The 6,643-nt window shown below is 70.4% G+C and carries 7 protein-coding genes; 5 read left to right on the top strand and 2 right to left on the bottom strand.

What is annotated here, in order from left to right:
* The first annotated feature begins 72 nt into the window (after positions 1 to 72).
* Genes FNH04_RS38845 through FNH04_RS38825 form a run of 5 tightly spaced genes read left to right on the top strand, consistent with a single transcriptional unit; the run spans position 73 to position 4,440 of the window.
* Positions 73 to 936, top strand: coding sequence for a phage distal tail protein (locus FNH04_RS38845; RefSeq protein WP_152790666.1), 864 nt, complete (start codon positions 73 to 75; stop codon positions 934 to 936).
* Positions 937 to 960: 24 nt separating this feature from the next.
* Positions 961 to 2,049, top strand: coding sequence for a hypothetical protein (locus FNH04_RS38840; protein ID WP_152790664.1), 1,089 nt, complete (start codon positions 961 to 963; stop codon positions 2,047 to 2,049).
* 50 nt (positions 2,050 to 2,099) lie between these two features.
* On the top strand, positions 2,100 to 3,092 hold the full coding sequence (locus FNH04_RS38835) for a hypothetical protein (protein WP_152790663.1): 993 nt from the start codon (positions 2,100 to 2,102) through the stop codon (positions 3,090 to 3,092).
* Positions 3,092 to 4,222, top strand: coding sequence for a hypothetical protein (locus FNH04_RS38830; protein WP_228031860.1), 1,131 nt, complete (start codon positions 3,092 to 3,094; stop codon positions 4,220 to 4,222). Before FNH04_RS38835 ends, FNH04_RS38830 begins: the two co-directional genes overlap by 1 nt.
* Complete coding sequence (locus FNH04_RS38825; RefSeq protein ID WP_152790659.1) at positions 4,219 to 4,440, top strand: hypothetical protein; 222 nt, start codon at positions 4,219 to 4,221, stop codon at positions 4,438 to 4,440. The genes FNH04_RS38830 and FNH04_RS38825 overlap by 4 nt, the downstream gene beginning before the upstream one ends.
* Positions 4,441 to 5,032: 592 nt before the next feature.
* Here FNH04_RS38825 and FNH04_RS38820 read toward each other — a convergent pair.
* Both FNH04_RS38820 and FNH04_RS38815 read right to left on the bottom strand, forming a co-directional pair.
* Positions 5,033 to 5,764, bottom strand: coding sequence for a DUF7873 family protein (locus tag FNH04_RS38820; protein ID WP_152790657.1), 732 nt, complete (start codon positions 5,762 to 5,764; stop codon positions 5,033 to 5,035).
* Between the two features lie 102 nt (positions 5,765 to 5,866).
* The coding region (locus tag FNH04_RS38815; protein WP_152790655.1) for a DUF2399 domain-containing protein at positions 5,867 to 6,643 on the bottom strand (777 nt) is incomplete at its 5' end.

Genomic DNA, 6,643 nt, shown 5'->3' with positions numbered 1-6,643 from the left:
CCCCCGCCCCGGCCAGTCCGAGTACGAGATCGGCCGCATCACCGCCCGTGAACTGGCCTGGGCAGGCAAGCGATGAGCGCCGGTCAGCAACTCCAGCAGCCGGTGTTCGAGGTCGACGGCTGGGCCGGAAACACCGTCGACGCCGATGGTGTCGAATGGTGGGTCACCAGTGAACAGGGCTGGGCCTCCACCCCTCCCCTGCGCGTCACCCTCGCCGACCGCCCCGAACGCAACGGCGCCTTCGACGCCCCCTCCTACCGGGGCCCCCGCGTCATCACCCTGGAGGGCACCGCCGTCGCTCCCGACCGCGCGACGAAGGAGGCCGCCAAGGACCGCCTCGCCGCCGTGCTCGCCGACGGCAGCACCCTGCTCCCGCTCCTGGTCACCGAACCGCACGGTATCCGCCGCGCCCTCGTACGCCTCACCGCCGAGACGAAGATCGCCGACCGCAAGGCGGGCGCCTTCGAGTTCTCGCTGACCATGACCGCCCCGGATCCCCTGCGCTACTCCCACGGGCTCAACACGGCCGCCTGCCCGCTCCCCTCCTCCAGCGGCGGCCTGTTCTTCCCGCTCGCCTTCCCTCTGGACTTCGGCTCCGGTTCCTCCGGCGGGCGCCTGCTCCTGGAGAACCGGGGCACGGTCCCCACCTGGCCGGTCTGGCGGATCAGCGGGCCGTGCGTGGAACCGGTGATCGCCAACACCGCGAGCGGTGAGGAACTGGCCTTCGGACTCACGCTCCAGGACGGCGAGTTCCTGATCGTCGACACCGACGCCCGGTCCGTGCTCCTCCAGGGGACCGCGTCGCGCCGCTCCGCGCTGCTCCCCGGATCCGACTGGTTCTCCCTGCGCCCGGGCGCGACCCCCGTCCTCTTCCGCGCCCGCGACTACGACCCGGTCGCCCGGCTGTCCGCCGAATGGCGCGACGCATGGCTCTGACCGTGAGAAAAGGAATCCGCTCGCATGGCTGACTTCGAACGAGACTCCGGCTGGCTGTCGGGGAGCGTCGTCGACGCCGAGGACGCCCGCCTCGCCACGGGTGTGCTCGCCGCGGCGGCGTCGGACCCCGGCAACCCGGTCGCCTCCCGCACCGGACTCAAGCCGGGGCCGGGCAGCCCCGGCAACGTCGAGGCCACGAGCACGCCGTCCCGTTTCGTGACCGTACGCCCCTTCCAGGCGGTCATCCAGGGCACCCGCACCTCCGCCGCCGGCCCCTACCTGGCCACACTCGCCCAGCAGAAGACCCTGGACGTGCTGGCCGCGGCCCCGGCGCACACGTCCAACCCCAGGCTCGCCCTCGTCGTCGCCCAGCAGACGGACCGGCAGTACGGCGACCCGGCCGACGGCATGGTCGTGCGAGTGGTTCCGGGTGACCCGGCCGTGACTCCCGTCCGCCCGACGGTCACCGGCGACTTCCTGCCGCTCGCCGAGATCAAGATCGCGGCCGGCGCGGGCGCGATCACCCAGGCCGACATCACCGACCTGCGCGTCTCCACTGTCGCCGCCGGCGGCGTACTCCCCCTGAAGCCGCACGAGAGCCTGCCCGCCGACGGCTACGGCGGCCAGCACGTGTACGACGTGAAGAACGAACTCGACATGGTGCGCCGGGGCAACTCATGGCGCCCCGCAGTGACCGGGCAGATCCAGTTCTTCGGCCCCTCCGACCCCGGCTGGCCGAAGCCCGGCTCCACCGAGGCCACGGCGTACGTCTTCAACCAGGTGACGATCCCTCCCGCGCCGTATCCGAGGATGCTGCTGTGTACGGGCCAGCTGACCGCGACGGCGCAGACGCCCGCCGAGGCCAGGTTCGACCACTTCCTCAGGGTGGTCGGTGAGAGCGGCAGTCTGGCCATCAGCGCCTTCGGTTGCACGCCCACGGGCATCGCCACCACGGTCGCCACCGCCCACCGCCTCCTGCCTGCCGGCACCCAACCACTTGTGATCACACAGCAGTTCGCGAGGGTGGCGGGTGCGGGAACACTCACCGTCCACGCCGCCTTCTCCATCCCCGTCTACTCCGGCCTCCGGATCCTGGCTTTCCCCGTCCCCTGATCGTCGGTCCCCGACCGTCCGACCGGCCTGTCCTTAGGAGGACCGATCTCATGACCACCCCCACCCCTGAACGCGACTCCGGCTGGATAACCGGCGGTCACGTCGACGCCGAGGACGCCCGCCTCGCCACCGGCGTGCTCGCCGCGCCAGGGGACGGACCGATCCAGGCCCGGAGCGGCGTCAAGCCCGCCGCGGGCAACCCTGGCCAGGTCTTCCCCACGGCGACCGTGTCCGGGAAGGTGACCGTCAACCCGTTCCAGGCCGTGATCCAGGGGACACGGGCAACCGCCGCCGGCGCGTACCTGGTCACGATGGACCAGACGAAGACCATCGACGTGCTGGGCACGGCACCGGCAACAGCGAACCCTCGTTTCGACCTGATCGTCGCCCGCCAGAGGGACGCCCAGTACGGCGACGCGAGCACCGGAATGAGTGTGGAGCTGGTCCCGGGCAAACCCGACCCCAACCCCGTCGTCCCGGAGGTGACCGGCGACCACATCAGGCTCGCCCGGATCTCCGTCCCGGCCAACGCCACGACGATCACAGCCGCCAACATCTTCGACGAGCGCCCCTACACCGCCGCCGCGGGCGGCGTCGTCCGGGTCTGGAACGAGCGCCCCGCCAACCCGCACATCGGCCTGTACGTCCACCATGTGCAGACCCATCGACTGGAGGTGTACACCGGCGGCGACACCTGGCGCACGGTGTACGAGGACACCGGCTGGACCACTCTCAGCCTCCTCCCCAACTGGACCGTGTACCTCGGCGAGACACCAGCCGTACGCCGGATCGGGTCCACCGTCCACCTGCGCGGCGCCCTCATCACCAGCGTCGCCATATCGGCCAACTCCACCTCCGTCATCAACGTCCCGGCCGGCTTCCGCCCGGCGGTACGGCACCACTATTACGCGCCGCTGGGCAATTCGAGGCAAGGCGTCGAACTCCTGCTCGCCCCCGACGGCAACCTGCTGGTCTTTCCCCATTCCACCGCACTGCCGGCCAACCAGCTGATCTACATCAACACCACCTGGCTGGTGGGCTAGTGACCCGCGCCCAGGCCCGCTACACCTACTACATCGCCGACCTCGCCACCGGCGCCGTCGCCGACGAACTCCCCCTGTACGACGTCACGTTCAGCACCGAACTCAACGAGGCGGGCGAGTTCCGCGGCCGCCTCGCCCTCGGCGACCCGCGCATCACCGTGCACCGCCCCCGCGAACTCACCGAACCCGGACGCGCCGGGCTCTACGTCGAACGCGACGGCGTACTCGTCTGGGGCGGCGTCATCTGGACCGTGCGGTACACGTCCTCCGACCGCCACCTGGAGATCGGGGCGGCGGGGTTCCTCTCCTACTTCGACCACCGCCGCGTCCTGCCCGCCGGCTTCGACCCGGCCACCACCACGGACCTCGGAGGCGTCGACGTCCCGTTCCCCGAGTGGGACCAGAGCGACATCGCGCGCGAGCTCGTCCGCATCACGCAGGCCCACCCGGGCGGCGACATCCGGGTACGCCCCGCCTCGTCCGAACGGTCCGGCATCGTCCGTACCCTCACCTATCCGGGCAGCCAGCTGAAGAGCACCGGCGAGGCACTGCGCGAACTGGCCAGCCTGGAGGACGGCCCCGACTTCCTCATCGACGTCGCGTACGGCACCGACGGCCACCCCGTCCGCCGGCTGCGCGTGGGCACACCCCGTCTCGGCCAGCAGGGCACGCCCCATGTGTGGGAGTACGGCGCCAACCTGACCGGCTACACCTGGCCCGCCGACGGCTCCTCCACCGCGAGCCGCGTCTTCGCCCTGGGCGCCCAGAGCGACGACAGCCAGGTGGTGGCCGTCGCCGAGGACCGCACGACCGGCCGTCCCCTCACCGAGACCGAGGTCTCCTACGTACACGTCGGCGACCCCGCGATCCTCCGCTCGCAGGCCCGCTCCGCCCTCGCCGCCGTGTCCGCCCCCGTCGTCCTGCCCGAACTGACCGTCCGCGCCGACCTCGAGCCGGTGCTCGGCTCCTACCAGGTGGGCGATGACGCCACCGTCGTGATCAAGGACGTGTACTTCCCCGAAGGCACCCACTTCGACGTCCGCATCACCGGTATTCAGGTCACCCCCGGCAACGACGCCGACGAGGAACAGGTCCAGCTCACCGTCATGCCCTTCAGGAGCACCCCTTGACCAGGATCAACCGCCCCGACAGCCTCCTCACGGAACTCCGGGACATCAAACGCCGCCTCCACGCCCTGGAAACCGCCCAACGCGGCGCCCCCGCGACCGGAACGGCCCTCGCCGCACAGAGCCTCTCCGGCCCCACGGACGAGAGCGCCGCGACGAACGACACGACGAACGGCACGGCGAACGACACGACCGGGTCGCAGAGCACCGACGACGAGTAGACGACCGTTGTCCATCTAGCCGGCGGTCTCGGAGTGGCGGTCGCACATCGGTGAGACCACGTACACCGTTGCCGGACGTGGCGGAGCCCGGGAGTCGTATCCAGCTCCCGGGCCCCTGGGGATGCCACCCAATTGCGCACGCCAGTGGCGTTTAAGAGGACGGATCAGTCATCAGGCCGTCGTGTTCTGCCTTTGAACTACCGCACCACGGAGAGGTGCAGACGAGATTCGAACTCGCATCCGACGGCGTTCGTCCGTCCCCACTCGATCCGGCGATCGGTGGCGATGCTGAAGCTGGAGCGAGAGTCTGAGCTTGATACGGCCTGCCTCTACCGGTTGGGCTACCCCGGCCCGTGGTTCCGTCGTGCCGTTGTGCCGGGGGAAGGACTCGAACCTTCACTGTGACCGCGTCGTCAGGCTGAACTTCAGTTTCAGCTTGCGCTCCGCACGCGAACCGGTCCTCAATTCCGGCCCGCGCCCTGCAGCGCACCCCCGCGCTCGCACGCGGGGGCGATCAGAAATGCTACCTGCGGCTGGTGCGGTGGGCGATTGCCCGGTTGCCCGGTGCCCGATGCCCGATGCCCGGTTGCCGTCAGCCGAACAGATAGCCGAACACGGCGTCACCGACACGCTGGTCGGTGACCTCGGCGCCATTGGCCTCCTCGCGGGCGAACTTCACCGCCTGCTGGAGCTTCTCGACCCGCTCCAGGAGCTCGTTCACCCGCCGTGCCGGAAGCGCTCCGGAGAACTTCACCGTCGTCCAGTACCCGACGGGAATGTCCTCGTAGTACACCTCGACCTGCGCCGGGTGCTTGTCGGTGGCCTCGGCCTTGACGTGGTTGCGCGGGACCTTCTTCGTACGGATCGTGCGTACCTGGTCCGTCTTCCACCAGTCCGTCGAGGGGTCCAGCGACCAGGACTCGGCGGCGTCGAGCACGGGGAGCTTCTTCACGAAGGTGTGCAGGTCGACGAGCTGCTTCTCCAGGAAGAGCAGATAGCTGACCGGAACGTCGGCGACGACCGTCCGCCCGTCGACGACGACGTCCGCGCGGGCCGAGCAGTTCGCCCAGTCCTTGGTGGCGGTCACGTCGAACAGCCGGGTCAGCGAGGCGGCCATCTCCCGCAGCACGTCCTCGGCCTTGACCTGGACCCGCGTGGACTCGGGCGGCAGCTGCTCGCCCTCCTCGTCCTTCGGCTGGTACGTCCGCGAGATACCCGACAGCAGCGCCGGCTTCTGCACCTTGTGGTGAGCCGCGGTGATGTCCTGGAACGACTTGCTCTTGACGCCCTTTTCCACGGCGATGATCTGGTTGAGTTTCGTCATCTCGCCCCCCTTCGAACGGCTGGAAACCTACCTCACGGAGCGCTGACGGGGCGCGTGTTTTTTCTCGCGCTCACGGGCTCGGGTTTTCCCGCGCTCACAGGCTCAGGTCTTCCCGCGCTCAGAGGACGCCGCCGTCCCGAGGTCCTCCAACAGAAGGTCCAGCGCCGCCTCCTCATGCAGCGCGACCCCCAGCGCCCCCATGGTCGCGGCCAGTTCCGTGTCCCACGTCGCCTCGACCGGGGTGCCGCCCAGCGGAAGCGGCGGCGTGCCCTGGAGTTCCGCGCGCGTGGCGAGGTACTCGTAGTCCCCCGCCGTCATGCGCCACGGTTCTGCCCCGTACCGGCCCATGACGCGGTTAGCCAGGGCGATGCCCGGCCAGTCGAAGTCGCCGTGGTAGGCGAGGGCGCAGCCGGTCGCGGCCAGGGTGTCCAGGAGGGTGAGGACGACCGTCGTCGCGCTGCCCGAGGTGCAGATCAGGGTGGCTGAGCAGCCGGCGTCCGCCGCGGCCTCCACGACGCGCGGGTTCTCGCAGACGTGGACGCGGGTGCGCGATGGCAACTCCAGGTGCAGCGTGCGTAGTTCGCGCAGCGTCAGATGTGTCTCCAGGTGGTGGGCCGCCCGCTCGCGCAGGGCTGCCTCCTGCCAGGTGGTGCCGGTCGGGCGCAGGCCGTACGTCAGGACCGTGCTGGAGACCTCGTCCGGGGTGACCGAGACCCGGCGCCACAGCGCGCGGCGGCCCGGGGCGTCGGTCGGGAACTCGACGCCCTGGGCCAGTGCGATACCGCGCAGGACCAGACGGGCCAGCAGGGTTCCGTCGTCCAGGCCGTGGGCCGAGCCGGTGGTGCGGGTGGCCAGTTCGCCGCGGCCCCAGGTCGCGGG

Source organism: Streptomyces phyllanthi (assembly GCF_009377205.1).
In the GTDB taxonomy this organism is placed as follows: domain Bacteria; phylum Actinomycetota; class Actinomycetes; order Streptomycetales; family Streptomycetaceae; genus Streptomyces; species Streptomyces phyllanthi.
Note: the sequence above shows the minus strand (reverse complement) of the source record. Positions and strands in the feature narration are given on the sequence as shown.

Coding starts and splice junctions, on each gene's coding strand:
- FNH04_RS38845 (WP_152790666.1), top strand. CDS start 73: ATGAGCGCCGGTCAGCAACTCCAGCAGCCGGTGTTCGAGGTCGACGGC.
- FNH04_RS38835 (WP_152790663.1), top strand. CDS start 2,100: ATGACCACCCCCACCCCTGAACGCGACTCCGGCTGGATAACCGGCGGT.
- FNH04_RS38820 (WP_152790657.1), bottom strand. CDS start 5,764: ATGACGAAACTCAACCAGATCATCGCCGTGGAAAAGGGCGTCAAGAGC.
- FNH04_RS38840 (WP_152790664.1), top strand. CDS start 961: ATGGCTGACTTCGAACGAGACTCCGGCTGGCTGTCGGGGAGCGTCGTC.